Raw genomic sequence first — 19,199 nt, 5'->3', positions numbered from 1 at the left:
GTCTAGGATGGCCGCCGATGCACCGGGCCGGGAGGGCGCCATGAGCGGTCGGAACATCCTCGCGGCTTGTGTGATCGTCGCGCTGGGCGGCATGGCCCAGGCCCAGTTCAAGCCCGAATCCGCCTATCGCGAGAGTGCGGCCGCGGCGGAGCGCAATCCCGATCCGCCTGTCATCTACACCACCCCGGCCTTCGCGCCCGGCAAGGCTGACTTTACCAGCCAAAGCGAGATGATGGCGTTCCTGACCGGGCTCGCTGCCCGCGCGCCGCTGATGACGCTGTCGATCGTGGCCAAGAGCCAGGAGGGACGCGACATGCCCGCCCTGGTGTTCACGCGCCATGGCGTCGATACGGTCGGCAAGGGCCAGAGGCCGGTGGTGATGCTGATCGGCCAGCAGCACGGCAACGAGCCGGCCGGCGGCGAGGCGATGTTGGTGCTGGCCGAGCGGCTCGGCGCGGGTGATCTCACGCCGCTGCTCGATGCGGTCGATGTCGTGATCGTGCCGCGCGGCAATCCGGATGGAGCCGACCGCTTTCGCCGCGCCCTGGCAGATGGAGTCGATCCCAACCGCGATCACACCCAGCTGCGCACCCCCGAGATCCGGGCGATCGCCGCATTGTTCACGCGTTATCGCCCGGACATCCTCCTCGACTGTCACGAGTTCACCGTCGGCGGGCGCTGGGTCGAGAAGACCGGCGGGCTGGTGCGGATCGACGGGATGATCCAGGCCGCGACGGTGCCGAACCTCGCGCCGGCGCTGAAGCAGATCCAGGACGAGGTCGTGCTGCCGGCGCTCCGCACCGCCTTCGACGCGGCCGGCGTCACCTATGATTGGTATCACACGACCGATGGCGCCAACCCGGCCTCGCCGGTGGCGATGGGCAGCATCGGGGCCGATACCGGGCGCAACGTTGCCGGATTGCGCAATGCGGTGAGCCTTTTGCTGGAGACGCGCGGTGTCGGGCTTGGCCGGGCACATCTGGCGCGGCGGGTCCATTCCCATGTCGTCGCTGCCGAGGCGATGCTGACGCTTGCGGCCCGGCAGCCCGGAGACATCCTGGCGGCGACACGCCGGGCGGAGGCCGAGGTTGTCGCGATCAGGCCCGGCACGCCCTTCATCGTCACGGCGCGGCAGCGGCCGGAGCAGCGCAAGCTGACCTTCATCGATCCGGTAACGGGGCAGGATCGGGTGGTCGAGGTGAAATGGCTCTCCTCCCTCGACATGGAAACCACGCTGACGCGTCCGCGGCCGGCCGGCTATGTCCTGCCCGCGAAGGACGGCGATGCGATCGAAGCGCTACGCAGGCTCGGCCTTACGACGCAGGCCGTCGCCAGGGCGGCAACGGTGGCGGGCGAGCGCTACCGCGTCGTCAAGGTCGAGCTCGGCGCCAAGGAGGATGGACGCGGTGACGACACCGGTGCCGGGCAGATCGTGAAGGGCAGCTACGCACTCGAGCAGGCTTCGATTCAGCTCGAGCCCGGCGACGTCTATATCGGCCTCGACCAGCCCCTGGCGGCGCTGCTGTCGGTGATGCTGGAACCGGAGAGCCAGACCGGGCTCGCGGCGAACCGGGTTCTGCCGGTGGTCGAAGGTGGGGTGCTTGACGTGATCCGCATCACGGAGCGGCCGGCAGCAGCTCTCGCGGGTCCATGACCCAGAGCCGCGCCGATCAGGTTGGAGCAACCTGATCGGCGCGTGCTCCAGGGGCTCAGTCGCCGATCACGCCGCGGCGGCGCAGCAGGATCAGCGTGAACAGCGCGGCGCAGATGCAGGACATGGTCACGAAGCCGGCGCCGAAATCCGACTCGACCCAGGGCAGTCCCTTCACATTGATGCCGAACAGGCCGGTGATGAAGGTTGCGGGCAGGAACAGCGCCGTGAGCAGCGAGAGGACATAAAGCTGTCGGTTGGTGCGGCTGGCCGAGCGGGCGGCGATCTCGTCCTGCAGCAGCCGAGCACGATCTTGTACAGACTGGACATCATGGTGCAGGCCGTCGATGCGCTGGAGCAGCCGCAATGCCGCCGCCTTGACCGCGTCCGGGGCGCTGCGGCCGGACTGGGTCTCGGCGAAGCGGCGGAACAGCACATGCAGTCCACTGAGCTGGCGATGCAGGCGCACGGCTGTCCGGCGCACGGCGCCGACGCGCTGCGGCCCGTCATGGAGCCTGTCGAGCAGGATATGGTCCTCGACGCTGTCGGTTTCTTCGACGAGACGGACGACGGCATCTGTGATGTCGTCGATGATGTATTCGATGATCTGCTCGAACAGCCCGGCCGGGCTCGCAGCCGGCTCGCCACGGTCGAGCGCTTCCGCCGTCATGCGGATCGAATGCAGCGCCTCGCGGCGGCCGGTCAGCAGGAACTTGTCGCTGATGATCCAGCGTAGCGCGCCGACATCCTCCGACTTGTCGGCGATGTCGCGGATCAGGTCGTGCGAGACGCCCCAGGCGAGGTTGGCGGAATGGTCGAGCCGCTGGTGCTGCTCGTGGGAAAGGAAAGCTTCCTGCGTTGCGTCCGGCAGGGCCTGCTCGGCAATCCACGCCTGCGCGCGGGTGTGGACGAGGTCGAGATGCAGCCAGACGAAGCCTTCCGTCGGAGCAAGACTCGGCAGCGCTTCGCGGGGAATCCTGCTCGGCTGTCCGTTCTCATCGAAGCGGTAGGCCCAGATGATACCGGATTGGGATTGCACGTCGCCGGGCATTGTCTGCTTCCGCTACCGCCGCAGGCTGGTCGGCGGCGCGCCTAAGGGCGCCGCGTATGTGACAGCGACGTGACAGTTGTCGCCTGAAGCTCAGTTGCGGTTCGCGGCCGTGCGCGCGGGTGGGATGCGCCCCGGCGGGACGAATTTGAGCTGCGTCCCGCCCGCAGCCTTCGGCGCGCGGGCGCCCGCCGGCGTCGGCAGTGGTTTGTGTTCGGCGACTTTCGGCTCACCGCCATGCCATTTGCGCGAGCCGATGTCGAAGCGGCCTTGGCGCCAGGCTTCGAACTCGCGCTCGCTGCCGAAGAAGGCGTTGCGATCGACATCTCCGGAGATGCCGGGCACGCGCCCTGTGGTCGTGAACTGCCAGAACTCCCAGCGATCCCTGTCATAGCGCTTGGCCAGTGGCGCGGCGGTCGAGCGCAGCCAGAAGGGGTGATCCTTGAGTTCGCCCTCCAGCACGTCCTCGTGGAAATTGATGTCGGTATAGATGATCGGCTTCTTGCCGGTGTGCTCGCGCAGGCCCTTCAGCATTTCGGCGATCTTGGCGAGCGCCAGTTCGCGCGAGATCTTGCGGGTGCATTGCGAATCGTTCTGCCATTCGACGTCGAGGACGGGCGGCAGTGCATCGGGGTCGCGCGGGATGTGCTTCTTGATCCAGCGCACTTGGTCCTTCGCGGAACGGCACCACCAGACGAAGTGATAGGCGCTGCGCGGGATGCCGTGCTTCTTCGCTTCCGCCCAGTTGCGCTTGAAGTTCGGATCGAGGTGGTCGCCCCCTTCGGTCGCCTTGATGAAGGCGAAGCGGGTGCCGGCGTCCTTGACCCTCGCCCAGTCGATTTCGCCCTGCCAACGCGAGACGTCGATGCCCTGGATGACCTTGCGCCGCGCATCGCGGACGCCGTGATGCGGGGCGCTGTCGCCCTTCTTTGGATAGAGCGCCAGTGCCGGCTCGACAAAACAGGTCAGAAGCGCCGCAAGGGCAAGGGCTCCGAGGCCGGCTCGTCCGCTGGAGCTTCGGACCGAAGAGTGGAATCCACTTTTCAGATCAATCCGATGTTTCAACAAAGAGAGAGATCGCCACCCTGCGTCCGATAGGACGCGCGGCGATTTCGTCAGCTTGCCCGCTGGCATGTGTTCCTCCCGCATCACATCTCCAGATGGCGGGAGCGTGGTTAAGCAGCGGTTAGAATTGCAGCGCAGTCTAACGAAGAGTTTCAGCCTTGGTTAACTGCCGGGCTGGCGGCCTGCTCAATCGTCGAGGTCAGAGTCCTGGGCCGCCTTCGCGGCCATGCGGCTCGACTGGAAGGACGAAGCGACGGAGGGAGCGCTGCCCGGGATGCGCGCGACCGGCACATCGCTCGGTACTTCCGGCGCCGGCAGCGGTGCCGGGCCGGGAGCAGGAGCCGGCGCGGGGGCTTGCTGAGGCGCAGGAGCCGTTGCCGGCTGCGGAGCAGCCTCCCGCTTGTCCCAAATGCGCGTGCCGATGTCGTATTCGCCGCGCAGCCAGCCGGCGAATTGGCTTTCCGTGCCGAAGAACGCGTTGCGGTCGACGTCGCCCTTGATGCCGGGCACGCGGCCGGTGGTGGTGAACTGCCAGAAGCCCCAGGTGCGGTTGTTGTAGCGCGTTTCCGGCAGGGCTGCCGTCGAGCGGATCCAGTAGGGATACTCGTTGAACTGCCCTTCCAGGACCTCGCGGTGGAATGTGATGTCCGTGTAGATCACCGGCTTCTTGCCGGTGAGCTGCTCCAGCTCCCTCAGCATGAGCTGGATCTTCTCGCGCGCCAGCTCGCGGTCGATCTTCTGCGGGCAGGTGCGGGAGTGGCCGTTCCATTCGACGTCGAGCACCGGCGGCAGCGCATCGGCGTCGTTGGGGATCTGCTGCTTGAACCAGACTGCCTGCTCGTGCGCCGGACGGCACCAGTAGACGAAGTGGTAGGCGCCGCGCGGGATGCCGGCGCGACGCGCGCCCTCCCAGTTGCGCTGGAAGGCAGGATCGACATGGTCGCCGCCCTCGGTGGCCTTCATGTAGACGAAACGGGTGCCGGCCGCCTTGACCGAAGCCCAGTCGATATCGCCCTGCCAGCGCGAGATGTCGATGCCGTGAATCGGATAGCTATGGGCGGCAGCAACGCCGGGATGAGGCCGGGCATCGCCCTTCGACGGATAGTTGTCGAGCGCCACGCAGCCGCCGAGGGCCGCGAAAGCGGCGGCAGCCAGAAAGGGCAGGAGGCGGGAGCGCTGCATGCGGTGGGAGTTCATCTCGCCGAGAATTGCGGAGAATGCTTGACGGCCGGTTTACGCTACCAAAGTTCTGCCGCCTGTCAGCCCAATCCGCGGCAGCCGCGTGATCCCGCCCCAAGGACGCGATTCGGTGTTGCGGTCGATCGCAAAGCTTTCGTCGCAACGCCTCGCGATGTCGCCGGAAACACGAAAGGCGACCCTAGGGTCGCCTTTCGCTGGATTTCATCCGAATTTGGTGCGGTCGAGAGGACTCGAACCTCCACGGGTCTCCCCGCTACCACCTCAAGGTAGTGCGTCTACCAATTCCGCCACGACCGCAGCTCGTTTCCGGTTGCGGGCGGTGCAACCAGGGAGCGGCGCCGATCTAGCAAATCGAATCCGCCGCCACAAGGGTGTCACTGTGGAAAAACGAACGATATCGAATTTTCCCCAGAATGGGCCGGTTCAGGCGGCCTCGGCGACGCTCTGCAGCGTGTAGATCGTCGGGCGCTTCAGCATCTGGGTGATCTCGACGGAGATCTTCGCGCCGCTGACGACGACGATTCCCTTGGCAAAGGGGTGGTTGTTCGCGAGAATCTGGACTTCGTCGGTCTCGCTGGCGTTGAGCTCGATGATGGCGCCGCGGCCGAGTCGGAGCAGCTTGTAGATCGGCATCTGGGTCTGCCCCAGCACGACAGTGAGCTCGACAGGAACGAGATCGAGATCGGCCTTCAAGTCCTGCCTCCGGAACCCTACTTCAGAATTGGACCAGCGAAACTTGCCTGCCTGCCGGTTTTCGGCGCATCAGGCTTGCCGATGGTTGCGCCGGGCATCCGGCTGGGAAAGATTGAACGGAACATGGTTAAGCCATGGTGAAGATGCGTGAGGAACTGGCCGTCTCCTTCCTGCCGGAGGTGGCCTCCGAGCCTGTCGAATGGGTCGTGGCCGAGGGGTTGACCGGCTATGACGAGGCCGTCGCCGAGATGGAGCTGCGCGCCGGCCTGATTGCCGACGGCAAGGCGCGCGAGCGCGTCTGGCTGGTCGAACACCCGCCGCTATACACGGCCGGCACCTCGGCACGCGACGAGGATCTGATCGCGCCGGAGCGTTTCCCGGTCTTCCGGTCGGGGCGGGGCGGGCAGTTCACCTATCACGGCCCCGGCCAGCGCGTGGCCTATGTCATGCTCGACCTGAAGCGGCGCCAGCCCGATCTGCGCCGCTTCGTCGCTGCGCTCGAAGGCTGGCTGATCGGTGCACTCGACGATTTCAACATCCGTGGCGAGCGCCGCGAGGACAGGGTCGGCGTCTGGGTTAGGCGGCCGGAGAAGGGTGCAGCCGTCGAGGACAAGATCGCCGCGATCGGTATCCGCGTCCGCCGCTGGGTGTCGTTCCACGGCATCTCGTTCAATGTCGATCCCGATCTCTCGCATTTCGACGGCATCGTGCCCTGCGGCGTCAGCCAGCATGGCGTGACCTCGCTCGTCGATCTCGGTCTGCCGATGACGATGCCGGAGGCCGATTCGGTGCTGCGAGAGGCCTTCGAGCGCGTCTTCGGGCCGACGGCTCCGGCCTGATTTACCCCTCGTTAGCCATGCCGAATCTCGTCCTCGGCCGGGGGGCTGGGCAATCGCTGCGCCGTCCGTGACCGGCTCGATCAACAAGATGAGAGAATGAGCGGCAGCGCCCGGCGCGGATTTGCCGGGATGCGTCCGGGCGTCCGTGCCGGTTGGCGTTTGAGACGTGGCGCGCCATAACCTCGGGCAAGGATTGTCGTCGAGGGAGCGCGCTGTGCCGGTCATCGAAAGCAAGGTCGATCTGAGTTCGGCCGAAACGCGCGCCAATGCCGAAGCCTGGGCAACCCTGCGCGATGAATTGCAGCAGCACCGCGCCACTGCCGCGCTCGGCGGCAATGCCAAGTCCCGCGAGCGTCATACGGCCCGCGGCAAGTTGCTGCCCCGCGAGCGCGTGCTGCGTCTGACGGATCCCGGGTCCGCCTTCCTCGAGATCGGCTCGCTCGCCGCGTTCGGCATGTATGAGGGCGACGTCCATGCCGCCGGCATGATCGCGGGAATCGGGCGTGTCGCCGGCCGCGAGTGCATGATCGTCTGCAACGACGCGACGATCAAAGGCGGCACCTATTATCCGATGACGGTGAAGAAGCATCTGCGCGCCCAGGAGATCGCGCGCGAGAACCGTCTCCCCTGCATCTACCTCGTCGATTCCGGCGGTGCGAACCTGCCGCACCAGACCGAGGTCTTCCCCGACCGCGAGCATTTCGGCCGCATCTTCTACAACCAGGCGACGCTTTCGGCCGAAGGCATCCCGCAGGTCGCGGTGGTGATGGGCTCCTGCACCGCCGGCGGCGCCTATGTGCCGGCGATGTCGGACGAGACGGTCATCGTCAGGAAGCAGGGCACGATCTTCCTCGGCGGCCCGCCGCTGGTGAAGGCTGCGACCGGCGAGGTCGTCTCGGCCGAGGATCTCGGCGGCGCCGACGTCCATGCGCGACTCTCGGGTGTCGCCGACCACTATGCCGGCGACGACACCCATGCGCTCGCCATCGCCCGGCGCATCGCCGGCAATCTCAACAGCGTGAAGCGGCCGGATATCGACATCGCCGAGCCGGTCGAGCCGCTCTATGACCCGGCCGAGCTGGAAGCCGTCGTCCCGACCGATCTCAAGAAGCAGTACGATATTCGCGAGGTGATCGCGCGGCTCGTCGACGGTTCGGAGTTCGACGAGTTCAAGAAGCTCTATGGCACGACGCTGGTGACGGGCTTCGCGCGCATCCACGGCATCCCGGTCGGCATCATCGCCAATAACGGCATCCTGTTCTCGGAGAGTGCGCTGAAGGGCGCGCATTTCATCGAACTGTGCTGCCAGCGGCGCATTCCGCTGCTCTTCCTGCAGAACATCACCGGCTTCATGGTCGGCCGCGACGTCGAGACCCGCGGCATCGCCAAGGACGGCGCCAAGCTCGTCACGGCGGTGGCTTCGGCGCGGGTGCCGAAGATCACCGTGCTGGTCGGCGGCTCTTTCGGCGCCGGCAATTACGGCATGTGCGGCCGCGCCTACAGCCCACGCTTCCTGTTCACCTGGCCGAATTCGCGGATATCGGTGATGGGCGGTGAGCAGGCGGCGAGCGTGCTCGCGACCGTCCGCCGCGACAATATCGAGGCCGAGGGCAAGAGCTGGCCGGCGGCGGACGAGGAAGCCTTCAAGGCACCGATCCGCAGCAGATACGAGGAGGAGGGCTCGCCCTATTTCGCGACGGCGCGGCTCTGGGACGACGGCATCATCCTGCCGTCCGAGACCCGCCGCGTGCTGGCGCTGGCCTTCTCAGCCACGCTCAACGCCGAGGTCCCGGAGACGAAGTTCGGCGTGTTCCGGATGTGATCCGCCGCGCGCCGCCTCCGTCATTCGCGGGCGACTGCAGAGAGACCCGAGAATCTCGGGCGGCTCCACAGCCTGCTGCGTAGGGCGACCGGATGGATTGCGCTTCGGAAGGCGCGGAAATCCGCGGTGCGGTCCGCGCGAACGGCGCCGATCGTCGGTCGTGACCTTCGGCGGCCGTCGCGCGAAATCGCGTCAGTTGGTAGCGAAGCAGTAGAAGCGGCCGGCGCCGCCTGTGCTTTTCAGAGCATCCTGGCTGCAGCCGCCACGCGAGAGGTGCGACATGTTCCAGGATTTCGCAGGCGGCGATTGATCGAGCCCCGTGCGGTCATGGTGGCCCATCATCACAGCCCCCTCCGTGCCGCTCTTGGTATAGTTGCCGCAGGTACGGTCCTCACCCGGACCGAATGCTGTGCCGTCGATCTGCGAGCCCGTCAGCATATCGTGCTCGTTGGGCTTGTCGCCGATGCCGTTTACGGTCTCGCCTTTCTCTGTCAGCGCGGTCTGCTTGGTGAGATTCGCTGCAGCGCCATGCAGATCTGCGACGCTGGCGGCGATCACCACTCCCTTGACGTTACGCCAAGGACCGGCGCCGATACGATCACGCGCATTGACCGCTGGCGCGTCACCAGTTGCTTGCGTCGACAAATAGGCTCGCCAGGTCTTGCTGCCGGCGCCAACCGCCTGGGCGAGACGCTGGCAAATCCCATCTGCTCCCTCGAGGCCACCGAGGTCCGCGCCCTTGCCGGAGCCGGCACTGGTGACGAAAAAGCTCATCTCTGCCGTCTGGGCTTTAGCCACACCGCCGGCCAGCGCCAGCAGCCCGAGGGCTGCGGCAAGCGTAACGCATCCTGTGCCCATCGTTGGTCCTCCCATCGTCGTCCATGATTTTGGATACGTTGGTCGTCCGGTTGCTCCTCGAAATCCCGTGGCCGTTCCAAGGTTATCTTAACACAACTGCACTCGGAGAGCGGAGGCGCCGCTGGGTTCTGCTTCGCCAAAGATCTCCCGGAGCCGTTTCGGGCGGTTGCGCAGGCCGGGTTCCGGCGTCACCCCAGCGAAAACGCCTCGTGGACCGCGCTCTGCACGCCGCCGCCCATGATCGGGCCGCCGCCGGCGACATGGATCGCATCGCCGACCAGCGCGGCGCCAAGCCCGTGGCGCGGCGTCAGCATCGGCGCGTATTGCTCCCAGGCGTCGGCGGCGGGATCGTAGGCCTCCATCTGCCCGAAGACGCGATTGGTGCCTTCCCCGCCCATGACGAAGACCTTGCCGCGATAAAGCACGGCGCCATGGCCGGAGCGGCCCGTCGGCGCGGGCGCGCGCATCGTCCATTTATCCGTGGCCGGATCGTAGGAATGGTGCAGGTTCGAGTTGGTATGGAAGGAATCGACCCGGCCACCGATGACATGGATCAGGTTGCCGATGGCGAGTGTGCCGGTGTGGTCGCGGGCGGTGGGCAGGGGCGTGCGTTCGCTCCAGCGGTCGGCCCTGGGGTCATAGACCAGATGCCAGTCGATCGAGCGCTTGGTCTCGGTGGTCTCGCCGATCGCGCCGCCGATGACATGCAGCACACCGCCTAGCCCGACGACCGCGGTGGAGCCGGCGGCGCGGGGCAGGGACGCGATCTCCGCCCAGCGATCGGCCTTGGGGTCATAGGTGAAGCAACGCGGATGCGGCTTGCGGTTCTGCTCGAGGAAGCCGCCGATGGCGTAGAGCCTGCCATCGAGGAAGGCGACGCCGACATGGTTGGCGCCTTGGGGCAGGCGCGCGCCGTCCTGCCACTTGTCGGCCTTGGGATCGTAGACATGGTGATAGGCTCGGTCCGTGCGCTGCTCGCCATAGCCGCCGACGACATGCATCCTGTCCTCGAAGGCCGTTGCCCAGGCCATTTCGGAGCGCGGCAGCGGCAGCGGCGCCTTGGCGGACCAGCGGCCGGGCGCGGTGGCTTTCGGCGCGGGCGAATCGAAGACGCTCTGCGTCGCGGCAAGCGCGGGCTTCTCGATCCGCCCCGGCTGGGCGAGCCGCTCGTATTGCGGGCCGTGATGCTCGTGGCCCGGCTGCTGGGCCAGCGCCGGGCCGGCGAGCGCGGCTGCGCCGGCAGCGAGCAGATGGCGGCGGTTCAGGCTGGTCATCGCGTCGTCCTCCCGACTACAACGATAAGGCAGGGCTGGCGGGCGGCAAGTGCATGGAGCGCCGGCCGCCGCACAGTTCCCCCGAGCGGTTCCGGCCGTTATGGTCGTTCGCCATCTCAAACGATTTAGGCCTAGGGAAACACGAGGAAACGCATGTCTGGGCATAACAAGGTCGCGATCATCACCGGAGCCGGCTCGGGCGTGGGGCGGTCGGTCGCCATCGCCTTCCTGAAGGATGGTTACCGCACCGTGCTGGCCGGGCGCCGGGCGGATGCGCTGGAGGAGACGATCGCGCTCTCCGGCGTCGACAAGGGCCGGGCGCTCGCGGTTTCGACCGATGTGACCGACAAGGCCTCGGTCGAGAACCTCTTCGCGAAGACCAGGGAGGCCTTTGGCTGGGTCGATGTTCTCTTCAACAATGCCGGCGTCAACGCGCCGGGCGGCGTGCTGCTCGAGGACCTCTCGCTTGAGGACTGGCAGAAGGTCGTCGACACCAACCTGACCGGGCCCTTCCTCTGCACCCAGGCCGCCTTCAAGGCGATGAAGGACCAGGAGCCGCGCGGCGGCCGCATCATCAACAACGGCTCGATCTCGGCACAGGTGCCGCGGCCGAACTCGGTGGCCTACACCGCGACCAAGCACGCGATCTCCGGCCTGACCAAGACCGCCTCGCTCGACGGGCGCAAATACGACATCGCCGTCGGCCAGGTCGATATCGGCAACGCCCTGACCGACATGGCGAAGAAGATGACGACCGGCGTGCCGCAGGCCGACGGCTCGGTGAAGGTCGAACCGGTGATGGATGTCGACCACGTCGCCACCACCGTGCTGCACATGGCCGGGCTGCCGCTCGACGCGAACATCCTCTTCGTCACGGTGATGGCGACGAAGGCCCCGCTCGTCGGGCGCGGTTAACTCCGCCCTTGCCAGTCATCCCGGGCGGAGCGCAGCGTGGACCCGGGATCCATTCCTGAGCCTTGCCGACTCGCGCTCCGGCATGGATCCCGGATCGGCGCCGCTACGCGGCTTGTCCGGGATGACAGGGGCGAGGGTGGTCGAAGGGACGCAAGACGTGGATGGCCGGGACGAGCCCGGCCATGAGGATGGCGCAGGAAGCTCGGCATCGAGCCCCGCGCTCGCCCGCGCCTACACGCTGACGATCTGGGGCATCGCGCTCGGCATCCTCGTGCAGGCGGTGGCGACCGTCGCCTGGGCGCTCGCCATCGGGAACGTCCAGCTGTTCAAGGACGCCGTCGACTGGGTCTACGACGTCGCGCTCTACGGCATCGCGGCGGTCGTGTTCGGCCGCGATGCGCGGGCCGAGCGGCTGGCGGCGGTTGCGATCGGCGCCGTCATGGCCGTTGCCGGCTTGCACACGCTCTACGACCTCTGGGACAAGATCCTCCGCCCGCGACCGATCGAGATCTGGACGCTGGGCTTCGCCGCCGCGAGCGCCATCGTCATCGCGCTGCTTGTCATCGCTGCGCTCTGGCGCTTCCGGCGCGAGGATAACCCAGTGATCAAGGCGACCTGGCTGTCGAGCCGCAACGACGCGATCTCGACGACGGGCTTCGCGCTGGTCGGGCTTGCCGCGCGTGTCGCGCCGGTGCGCTGGCCGGAATATCTGTTCGATCTCTTCGTCGCCGGGCTCTGCTTCCAGGCGACTTGGGCGATCTGGCGCTCGCTGCGACGGGGTGCGGATTCGGAAGCGTCCCAACCGGGTTTGCGCAACAAGGCGCAGACAGAAGCGGCGGGCGGGCTATAAAGGCGGCACGTCTTTCGAGGATGCCGCCGCCATGACGATCGCCGCCAAGCTGCCCTCCATCCTGATCGCCAATCGCGGCGAGATCGCCTGCCGGGTCATTCGCACCGCGAAGCGGCTGGGCCTGCACACCATCGCCGTCTATTCGGACGCCGATGCCGAGGCGCTGTTCGTGCAGATGGCTGATGAGGCCTACCATATCGGCCCGGCACCGGCCCGCGAGAGCTATCTCGACGCTGCCAAGATTCTCGCCGTGGCGAAGGAGGCTGGAGCGGCCTGCATCCATCCCGGCTACGGCTTCCTCTCCGAGAATGCCGAGTTCGCGGATGCCTGTGCTGCGGCTGGCATCGTCTTCGTTGGCCCCCCGGCTTCCGCGATCCGGGCGATGGGGCTGAAGGACGCCGCCAAGGCGCTGGTCGAGAAGGCCGATGTGCCGGTGGTGCCGGGCTATCACGGCGCCGAGCAGGATGCCGGCTTCCTGGCTGAAGAAGCTGAGCGGATCGGCTATCCCGTGCTGATCAAGGCGGTTGCCGGCGGCGGCGGCAAGGGCATGAAGAAGGTCGAGCGGCCCGAGGACTTCACCGATGCCCTGACCAGCGCCCAGCGCGAGGCGCAGAATGCGTTCGGCGATGGCCGCGTGCTGGTCGAGAAATACGTGCTCTCGCCGCGCCATGTCGAAATCCAGGTCTTCGGCGACAGCCATGGCAATGTCGTCCACCTCTACGAGCGCGACTGTTCGCTGCAGCGGCGCCACCAGAAGGTCATCGAGGAGGCGCCGGCGCCGGGTATGACGGCCGAAGTGCGCGCCGCCATGGGCAAGGCGGCGACGGAAGCGGCGAGGGCTGTCGGCTATGTCGGGGCCGGCACGGTGGAGTTCATCGCCGATGGCCGTGACGGCCTGCGGGCCGACCGCTTCTACTTCATGGAGATGAATACGCGTCTCCAGGTCGAGCATCCCGTGACGGAGGCGATCACCGGGCTCGACCTCGTCGAACTGCAGCTCAAGGTCGCGGCGGGCGAGCCGCTCGGCTTCACGCAAGGCGACGTCAAGGCGTCGGGCCATGCGGTCGAAGCGCGGCTCTATGCCGAGGACCCGGAGAAGGGCTTCCTGCCTTCGACCGGCAAGCTCTGGGCGCTGCAATTCCCGGAGGGCGAGGGCATCCGCGTCGATACCGGTGTCGAAGCCGGCGATACCGTGACGCCGTTCTACGATCCGATGATCGCCAAGGTGATTGCCCATGGCGCGACGCGCGACGAGGCGCTCGACCGGCTGGGCGCGGCGTTGGGAGAAACGGTCGTCGCCGGGCCGCGCACCAATCTCGCCTTCCTGAAGAAGCTGAGCGAGGCCCAGGGCTTCCGGACCGGGCCGTTCGGCACCGGCTTCATCGACCGCAACATGAGCGCGCTCGGGGCCGAGCCGCAGCCGCTCGACGCAGCGGCCGTGGCGGCGGCGGCCCTGCAGCTCGAAGAGGAGCGGCAGGCCGACGGCATGATCGAGGCGGCCGGGCGGGCCGAAGGCGAGGCGCGCTCGCCCTGGCTCGACCCCGACTCCTTCTCGTTGATGCCGCGCCAGCCACTCGGGTTGCCGCTGCTGGTCGATGGCGAGCGCATCGAGGCGCAGATCGAATGGCATGGCGAGGATGCGCGCGTCAGCCTGCCCGGTCACGAGATCGGGGAGGGCGAGCACGAGATCGCACTGGCCGAGGGTGAAGGCGGCATCTGGTTCGCCCTGCATCGCGGCCGCCAGACGGCGGTGTCCCTGTTCGATTCCTTCAAGGTCGATCTCGACGCGGCTGCCGGCTCCGGCGGCGTGGTCAAGGCGCCGATGCACGGCAAGCTCGTCGCTCTCTTCGTCGCAGCCGGCGAGGCGGTGACCAAGGGCCAGCGCCTCGCCATCGTCGAGGCGATGAAGATGGAGCATGTGCTGACAGCCCCACGCGACGGCACGGTCAGCGAGGTCGTGGGCGAGCCGGGAGCTCAGGTGGCCGAGGGTGCGAAGGTGGTCGTGATCGGCGAATAGCCGAATCGGTGGAATCGCTTGTGGGCGATTGCTGAGATTCTGATTCGAGCTGCTTTCGTCATGGTCGGGCTCGTCCCGACCATCCACGTCTTCGCTGGTCGAGGGCCACGCTCAAGACGTGGATGCTCGCCACAAGGGCGAGCATGACGACGCGCTAAGCGTCCAGCGCTGAGGCGGCCTTCGCCAGGATCGTCAAATTGATCTCCGCCAGCGGATCGTCGTCGCCCATGAACCAGGCGGCCGAGAGACCGCACCAGGCGACGATCCATTTCAGCAGGCGCCCTCGCTCCAGCCCTGATTTTGCCAGCACGATCTCCAGCCGCCGCTCGAAAGCGCCCGGCGCGACCGCGACGGGCGGCTGTGGATCGGCAAGGTCTGGGTCGCAGAACAGGATGGTGTATTCGAAGGCACGGTCGCCGATCACGGATTTCGGGTCGATGGCGCGCCAGCCGCGCTCCTCGAAATCGAGGACGTTGTCATGATGCAGGTCGGCGTGCAGCGGCATGACCTCGCGCTGGGCGGCGAGGAGTTCGTTCGCAACCGCGGCCGAGCGGGCGAGGAGGCCTCCGCGTTCGTCCGCCATCGGAAAGAGATCCTTGAACCAGGTTTCGAGCGGGATCAGCCCGCAGGGGGCCGGGCCGCGCGGCTTGTGCAGGGCGGCGATCGCGTCGCAGAGGATGGCCGTCGCCTCGTCGTCGCCTTGCGCGCCGCTGCGGGCCATGGCGGCCAGCGAACGCCGACCGGTGGCACGCTCGATCAGCATCGCCTCGCCATTCTCGCTGCGGGCGAGCAGGCGGGCGGCGCCGTCGCCGTTCCAGTATACCAGCGGCAGGTAGCCACGCCGCTCGTCCTCGGCCTCGGGCAACTTGAGCATGGCGGGCGCGCCGTGCCGCAGGACGGGCAGCAGGTGGCTGGCGCGCGTCGCGATCGGCGCGCCGTCCGGGACAAGGCTCCAGCGCGAGAGCCAGGGCTCGAACGGCCTTGGAGAAATCTCGTTCATCCGCGGCCGATGATCGGGAACTGCTCGGCCTCGTAGATCTGGCCGGAAACGGGTGCGCTGTCGTCGGAGAGCCAGAAGGCGGTGTGCGCGGCGATCTCCTCGGGCTGCATGATGCGGCCGGTCGGCGCATGGCGGAGCGGGACATGGTTCTGCCAGCCTAGCGGCTGGCCTTCGCGCTGCTGCGTCGCGTCCTCGTTGGCGGTCCAGGTCCAGCCGACATTGAGTTGGTTGGCGCGGATTCGCTCGGGGCCGAGCGTGTTGGCGAGGTTGCGCGTCATCGTCATCAGCGCTCCCTTCGACATCGAATAGACGGTCAGGTTCGACAGTCCGCAATAGGCGTTGATCGAGCCGACGGTGACGATGGCGCCCGGCGATTTCTGGGCCCGGAAGGCGCCGATCGCCGCCTCGGCGCAGAGCAGCGGCGCACGGGTGTTGATCGCGAACATATGGTCGAAGAAGGCGGCGGTGGTCTCGCCGAGGATGCCGCGCGGATAGATGCCCGCATTGTTGACGAGCCCGTCGATGCGGCCGAAGGCGCCGACCGTGGCATCGACGATCGCCTGTGCCGTGGCAGGCTCGGCGAGGTCGCCGGTGATGCCGCTGGCGGCAGTGCCGAGACGGGCGACCGCCGCGTCGACATCGGCCCGGTCGCGGCCGTGGATCAGCACCTTCGCGCCTTCGGCGATCAGGCGCTCGGCCATGGCATAGCCTATGCCGGTTGAGGAGCCGGTGACGAGGATGGCCTTGCCTGTGAGTCCGCGCATGATGATCGTCCGTAGCCTGTCGAGGAAAAGAGCATGACGGTGAAGCGTATCGTAGCGAACATGCTAGCCGCCGAACCGGGGCTGGCAAAACCCTTCTACGGGGGCATTTTTGACATGCACCCGGTCATGGACCACGGCTGGATCCAGACCTATGCCGCCGATGGCGACGCGGCCCGGCCGCAGCTCAGCTTCGCCAGCGAGGGCGGCTCGGGTGCGCCGGTGCCGGACCTGTCGATCGAGGTCGATGATCTCGATGCGGTGTTCGCCAGGGTCGAGGCGGCTGGCTTGCCGATTGAGTACGGGCCGGTTGACGAGCCCTGGGGTGTCAGGCGGTTCTTCCTGCGTGACCCGTTCGGACGGCTCGTCAATGTGCTGGCGCATCGCGGCTGAGGCGATCTGTGGAGAAGGGCCGGGGAGACTGGTCGGCGGGCGCTTCGAGGCCTATTTTGCCGGCCATGTCCCTTCACCTGCTCAAGCTCTGCGTCGGCGCGGAATCGATCGGCGACCTCGAAGAGTGGATCGCCGAACGCCAGGCGCAGCGGCGTGCCCGTGGCGAGCCGGCCGAACAATTGCACACCACACGCATGGTGCCGAAGAAGGTCGAGGAAATCCTCGATGGCGGCTCGCTCTACTGGGTGATCAAGGGCCAGATTTCGGCGCGTCAGCGCCTGACCGATATCCGGCCCTTCACGGACGCCGACGGCATCGGCCGCTGCCATCTCGTCATGGAGCCCGTGGTGGTTCCGGTCGAGCCACGCCCGTTCCGCCCGTTCCAGGGCTGGCGCTATCTCCAGCCCAAGGACGCGCCGCGCGATCTCTCCGAGCATGGCGGCGATCTCGGCGAGATGCCGGAGGAGCTGCGGCGAGAGCTCGCTGGGCTCGGGCTTCTGTAAGCGACGGGCTCAACCCTTCAGGCCGAGAAAGGCGAAGGGCTTGGCCGGGACGAAGCTGCCGGTCGCATCGCCGGAATAGGTGTGGTCCTGATCCTTGCCGAGATCGAGCTTGCGGGTGCCGCCCGCAGTGGAGAAGTCGATCTTCTTGAGGTCCACCCAGAAGGTGTTCGGCGTCAGCGCGGACTCGAAGAAATACAGCTTGCGGGCATGGTCGAAGACGGTGCGCCAGCGCGTCGACGAAATGTTCGGCTGGTCGGGCGTCGTCAGCCCGTAGGGCACCGAGACATTGCGGATGACGCTGAAAACGCTGGCGACGGCCCGGTTCGGGTCGGGGTCCTTCGGGATGGCGTTGGCATAGAAGGCGGCGCGGACGAAGCGGTCGGAAGCCCGGTTGGTGCCCGGCAGCATCACGGTGCCGCCGATCTGCTTCCAGTACTCGGCGAGCGCGAGCTGCTTCTCGAAGATCGGTGAGTTGGTCATCACCTGATAGGCGCGGTCATGATGGATGACCTGCTTACCGCCGACATATTCGATGATGGCGCTGTCACCGCTCGAATCCGAAAGCGAAAGATGCACGGTGGCGAGGCGGTCCTCGCCCGGCATCGCGTCCGTGATGATGGTGAAGGGCTCCTCACGCAGTGCGGCGACGGCCTCGCTCACCGTGGCGAAGTTGTCGAGGACATATTGCGCCCAGAGGGAAATGCTCAGCCCCGGCTTCGAGCCGGCTTCGAACTTGGGATACTCGGACTCGACCAGCCAAAGCAGATTGGCCGAGAGCCCGGCCTCGTTGACGCCGTCGCTGCTGGAGATGTCGTAAGCCGAGGCGATCACGCTGCCGTACTTCGCCGTCCAGCGCGCGGTGTTCGCGCCAGTCTCGCCGGTACGCTCGACGCCGCGCGGCAGAATCCAGAGATTGGTGGCGATGTCGCTCTTCCAGTCCATCGAGCGCGCGGTCACGACCCTGCCATTCGCTCCGAAATAGACGAAGCGGGTGCAGGCCTGGGCAGCCGTGTCGGCGAGCAGCGCGCAAGCGAGAACGATGCCGGCGCCCCGGCGCAGGAAAGTGTTTCGGCCGCGCGCCGCGCTCCCCGATGCATGGATCATCCACCGCTCTCCTCTGGCTCGGGCGTTTTCAGGATGCCGACGGCTGGCCCGACGGTTTCCCGAGCCCTGCCAGCGTAGCGTTTCCGTTTAACGCCGCAATCATGGTCGCGGCGGCGTTCAGACCGGGATGTTGTCGATCAGGCGCGTGCTGCCGATACGGGCGGCCAGCAGCAGGCGGATCGGGCCGTCGGCGAGCGAGGTGATCGGCGCGAGTGTCTCGGCGTGGCGTGCTTCCAGATAATCGAGCTCGAAGCCGGCGGTGATGATCGCGTTCTGCGCGTCGGCGACCGCCTTGAACAGTTCGTCGCGGTTGCGGATGCGGGTGGCGAGCTCCTGCATCACGCGGTGGAGGACCGGTGCGAGCGCCCGATGTTCGGCCGAGAGATAGCGGTTGCGCGAGGACATGGCGAGGCCGTCCGCCTCGCGGATCGTCGTCAGCGGCACGACGGCGATGCCGAGGTCGAGATCAACAGCCATGCGGGTGACGACCTTGAGCTGCTGATAGTCCTTCTCGCCGAAGATCGCGCAATCGGCGCGCGACTGGGTGAAGAGCTTGCAGCAGACCGTCGCGACGCCCTCGAAATGCGTCGGGCGGAAGCGGTCTTCGAGGCCGACGGCGGCCGGACCCAGCAACAGCACCCGGGTGGCGAAGCCCGCCGGATACATCTCGTCGACCGAAGGGAAGAAGACGGCATCCGCGCCGGCCGCGAGCAGCTTGGCGCAGTCGTCGTCGAAGGTGCGCGGGTACTTCTTGAAATCCTCGTGCGGCGCGAACTGAGTCGGGTTGACGAAGATCGAGACGATGACCCGCCTTGCGTGCCGCTGGCCTTCGGTGACCAGCGCGATATGGCCCTCATGCAGCGCGCCCATGGTCGGCACCAGCGCGACCTTTTCGCCGGTCGTGTGCCAGCCGGCGACGGCTTCGCGCATCGCGGCGACCGTCTCGAATACCGTGATCCCAGCCATGGACTTCTCTTTCTCGTCTGCGTCGATCTTCGCAGCCCTCATCCTGAGGAGCCGCGTCGCGGCGTCTCGAAGGATGCTCCAGGAGGTTCCGGAACCATCTGAAGCATCCTTCGAGACGCGGACTTCGTCCGCTCCTCAGGATGAGGGCTGAGAGGAACAGGCCGACCTCCGTCCGGGACGGGTAGCAAATGCGGTGGCGATGGCCAATATCAGAACGAACGGAACGATTCCGTCGGATCG

General features: G+C 67.0%; 17 protein-coding genes, 1 tRNA gene and 1 pseudogene. 8 read left to right on the top strand and 11 right to left on the bottom strand.

Translation table 11 applies throughout. The features are described 5' to 3' along the window. Nucleotides 1–40 precede the first annotated feature (40 nt). Entirely contained in the window at nucleotides 41–1,654 is a 1,614-nt protein-coding gene (locus AC1DIN_RS14155) for a M14 family metallopeptidase (RefSeq protein ID WP_476810254.1), read from the top strand. 55 nt (nucleotides 1,655–1,709) lie between these two features. Here the strand turns inward: AC1DIN_RS14155 and AC1DIN_RS14150 are convergent, their stop codons facing one another. The 5 genes and pseudogenes from AC1DIN_RS14150 to AC1DIN_RS14130 all read right to left on the bottom strand — a co-directional run bounded on the left by AC1DIN_RS14150 (nucleotide 1,710) and on the right by AC1DIN_RS14130 (nucleotide 5,657). Next, on the bottom strand, nucleotides 1,710–2,702 hold the full coding sequence (locus tag AC1DIN_RS14150; protein ID WP_441470706.1) for a CorA family divalent cation transporter: 993 nt from the start codon (nucleotides 2,700–2,702) through the stop codon (nucleotides 1,710–1,712). A gap of 90 nt (nucleotides 2,703–2,792) precedes the next feature. After that, nucleotides 2,793–3,764, bottom strand: a complete 972-nt coding sequence (locus tag AC1DIN_RS14145; protein WP_476810253.1) for a glycoside hydrolase family 25 protein — start codon at nucleotides 3,762–3,764, stop codon at nucleotides 2,793–2,795. A gap of 423 nt (nucleotides 3,765–4,187) precedes the next feature. Then, nucleotides 4,188–4,961, bottom strand: a pseudogene (locus tag AC1DIN_RS14140) (glycoside hydrolase family 25 protein); the annotation flags it as partial. Between the two features lie 215 nt (nucleotides 4,962–5,176). Next, nucleotides 5,177–5,261: transfer RNA gene (locus AC1DIN_RS14135), tRNA-Leu, on the bottom strand. Nucleotides 5,262–5,387: 126 nt separating this feature from the next. Next, complete coding sequence (locus AC1DIN_RS14130) at nucleotides 5,388–5,657, bottom strand: FliM/FliN family flagellar motor switch protein (protein ID WP_441470704.1); 270 nt, start codon at nucleotides 5,655–5,657, stop codon at nucleotides 5,388–5,390. Nucleotides 5,658–5,791: 134 nt separating this feature from the next. On the opposite strand from AC1DIN_RS14130, the gene lipB reads away from it, so the two are divergent. Together lipB and AC1DIN_RS14120 are read left to right on the top strand one after the other, a co-directional pair. Continuing rightward, a complete protein-coding gene (lipB, locus tag AC1DIN_RS14125; protein WP_476810252.1) occupies nucleotides 5,792–6,496 on the top strand; it encodes a lipoyl(octanoyl) transferase LipB in 705 nt (234 codons plus the stop codon). Nucleotides 6,497–6,710: 214 nt separating this feature from the next. After that, entirely contained in the window at nucleotides 6,711–8,318 is a 1,608-nt protein-coding gene (locus AC1DIN_RS14120) for a carboxyl transferase domain-containing protein (RefSeq protein WP_476810251.1), read from the top strand. A gap of 192 nt (nucleotides 8,319–8,510) precedes the next feature. On the opposite strand, the gene AC1DIN_RS14115 is transcribed toward AC1DIN_RS14120, so the two are convergent. After that, nucleotides 8,511–9,176, bottom strand: coding sequence for a hypothetical protein (locus AC1DIN_RS14115; protein WP_441470701.1), 666 nt, complete (start codon nucleotides 9,174–9,176; stop codon nucleotides 8,511–8,513). Between the two features lie 188 nt (nucleotides 9,177–9,364). Beyond that, entirely contained in the window at nucleotides 9,365–10,450 is a 1,086-nt protein-coding gene (locus AC1DIN_RS14110) for a Kelch repeat-containing protein (RefSeq protein WP_476810250.1), read from the bottom strand. 153 nt (nucleotides 10,451–10,603) lie between these two features. Here AC1DIN_RS14110 and AC1DIN_RS14105 point away from each other — a divergent pair, with 153 nt between their 5' ends. The 3 genes from AC1DIN_RS14105 (at nucleotide 10,604) to AC1DIN_RS14095 (ending at nucleotide 14,232) form a co-directional block, all read left to right on the top strand. Further along, on the top strand, nucleotides 10,604–11,365 hold the full coding sequence (locus AC1DIN_RS14105) for an SDR family oxidoreductase (protein ID WP_476810249.1): 762 nt from the start codon (nucleotides 10,604–10,606) through the stop codon (nucleotides 11,363–11,365). 157 nt (nucleotides 11,366–11,522) lie between these two features. Beyond that, complete coding sequence (locus AC1DIN_RS14100) at nucleotides 11,523–12,215, top strand: cation efflux transmembrane domain-containing protein (RefSeq protein ID WP_476810248.1); 693 nt, start codon at nucleotides 11,523–11,525, stop codon at nucleotides 12,213–12,215. Nucleotides 12,216–12,246: 31 nt separating this feature from the next. Next, nucleotides 12,247–14,232, top strand: a complete 1,986-nt coding sequence (locus AC1DIN_RS14095; RefSeq protein WP_476810247.1) for an acetyl/propionyl/methylcrotonyl-CoA carboxylase subunit alpha — start codon at nucleotides 12,247–12,249, stop codon at nucleotides 14,230–14,232. A gap of 154 nt (nucleotides 14,233–14,386) precedes the next feature. Here AC1DIN_RS14095 and AC1DIN_RS14090 read toward each other — a convergent pair whose 3' ends face one another. Continuing rightward, nucleotides 14,387–15,232: an aminoglycoside phosphotransferase family protein gene (locus AC1DIN_RS14090; protein WP_476810246.1), complete on the bottom strand. Its 846-nt coding sequence runs from the start codon at nucleotides 15,230–15,232 to the stop codon at nucleotides 14,387–14,389. Next, entirely contained in the window at nucleotides 15,229–15,996 is a 768-nt protein-coding gene (locus tag AC1DIN_RS14085; protein ID WP_441470695.1) for an SDR family NAD(P)-dependent oxidoreductase, read from the bottom strand. Before AC1DIN_RS14085 ends, AC1DIN_RS14090 begins: the two co-directional genes overlap by 4 nt. Before the next feature lie 33 nt (nucleotides 15,997–16,029). On the opposite strand from AC1DIN_RS14085, the gene AC1DIN_RS14080 reads away from it, so the two are divergent. Both AC1DIN_RS14080 and AC1DIN_RS14075 read left to right on the top strand, forming a co-directional pair. Then, nucleotides 16,030–16,386, top strand: a complete 357-nt coding sequence (locus tag AC1DIN_RS14080) for a VOC family protein (RefSeq protein ID WP_476810245.1) — start codon at nucleotides 16,030–16,032, stop codon at nucleotides 16,384–16,386. 65 nt (nucleotides 16,387–16,451) lie between these two features. Continuing rightward, nucleotides 16,452–16,889, top strand: coding sequence for a DUF1489 family protein (locus AC1DIN_RS14075; protein ID WP_476810244.1), 438 nt, complete (start codon nucleotides 16,452–16,454; stop codon nucleotides 16,887–16,889). 9 nt (nucleotides 16,890–16,898) lie between these two features. Here AC1DIN_RS14075 and AC1DIN_RS14070 read toward each other — a convergent pair whose 3' ends face one another. Next, the gene (locus tag AC1DIN_RS14070) at nucleotides 16,899–17,993 is read right to left on the bottom strand and encodes a linear amide C-N hydrolase (RefSeq protein WP_476810243.1); all 1,095 of its coding nucleotides are present in this window, start codon (nucleotides 17,991–17,993) and stop codon (nucleotides 16,899–16,901) included. A 117-nt stretch (nucleotides 17,994–18,110) separates the two neighbouring features. Continuing rightward, a complete protein-coding gene (panC, locus tag AC1DIN_RS14065) occupies nucleotides 18,111–18,959 on the bottom strand; it encodes a pantoate--beta-alanine ligase (RefSeq protein ID WP_476810242.1) in 849 nt (282 codons plus the stop codon). Between the last annotated feature and the right edge of the window lie 240 nt (nucleotides 18,960–19,199).

Source organism: Allobosea sp. 05T438 (assembly GCF_056396025.1).
The sequence above is the reverse complement of the archived record's forward strand: the minus strand, read 5'-3'. Positions and strand labels throughout refer to the sequence as shown.